The organism is Pseudomonas spelaei, from assembly GCF_009724245.1.
Taxonomy (GTDB): domain Bacteria; phylum Pseudomonadota; class Gammaproteobacteria; order Pseudomonadales; family Pseudomonadaceae; genus Aquipseudomonas; species Aquipseudomonas spelaei.
Genome location: NZ_WNNK01000096.1, coordinates 1 through 304 on the forward strand (window position 1 = coordinate 1; position 304 = coordinate 304).

1 pseudogene is annotated in these 304 nt (G+C 58.6%); it reads left to right on the forward strand.

What is annotated here, in order from left to right:
• Positions 1-304 (forward strand): annotated as a pseudogene (locus GNF76_RS29280) (DEAD/DEAH box helicase); the annotation flags it as partial.

The following is a 304-nucleotide window of genomic DNA, read 5'->3' on the forward strand; positions in this document are numbered from 1 at the left end:
TGCCATCGATCTTTGGGAGTGAAGCACTGATGCCCAAAGAGCAAGCACTGCTCGACCTCTGCCTCACGGAGAAAGCCAAAGGTCGCAAGGTCCTGGCTTACACGGTGTACAGCGGTACTCGCGACACCACCGCTCGCCTGAAACGGTTGCTGGAACACGCCGGTTTGAAGGTGGCGGTATTGAGGGCATCGGTGGACACCGCCAGGCGCGAGGATTGGATCCTCGACCAGGTGGACAGAGGGATTGACGTGCTGATCACCAATCCGGAGCTGGTAAAGACCGGTTTGGACCTGCTCGACTTTCC